This window comes from Dolichospermum circinale AWQC131C (genome assembly GCF_000426905.1).
GTDB lineage: Bacteria > Cyanobacteriota > Cyanobacteriia > Cyanobacteriales > Nostocaceae > Dolichospermum > Dolichospermum circinale.
Genome location: NZ_APIY01000466.1, coordinates 1 through 617, shown reverse-complemented (window position 1 = coordinate 617; position 617 = coordinate 1). Strand labels below are relative to the sequence as shown.

1 pseudogene is annotated in these 617 nt (G+C 48.3%); it reads left to right on the top strand.

The features are described from left to right. Window positions 1-617: pseudogene (locus tag ACIR131C_RS25865) on the top strand (hypothetical protein); the annotation flags it as partial.

Genomic DNA, 617 nt, shown 5'->3' with positions numbered 1-617 from the left:
CAAGAAGACGGTGCGACTAACTTGGTTTATACCTTTACTCGCACCAATTTAAACCTAAGTTCTCCCCTGACCGTTAACTTCGGGGCGAGTGGCATAGCAAACGCAGCCCCGGTGGGAAGCGACCCGGCCGATTACAACGTATTAACAGGTAGTGCTGTCACCTTCAACCCGACGACGAAACTGGGAACTGTCACCTTTGCTGCTAATGCCACAACTGCAACGGTTGTGGTTGATCCGATTGCTGATACCGTACAGGAAAACAGCGAATCAGTTATTTTAACCGTCAATTCTGGGACGGGCTACATTGGTGGGTCTCCTAATACAGCAACGGGAACTATTATTTCTGAGGAAGGATTTACCACCTACTTCTCGGATGATTTTGCCAATAACAACAAGGGTTGGACTCTGGGGACAGAATGGCAAATCGGTGCTGCCACAGCTTCTACGGGTCAAAATTATGGCAACCCTGATCCCGGAACGGACAATACTCCCACGGCCGATAATGGTGTAGCTGGGGTTGTTATTGGTGGAAATGCCTCCACAGCTTTGCACGGCTTCTATTATTTAACCAGTCCGGTTATCAACACCAGCACCGCTAATAAGTTGTTCTTTGAATT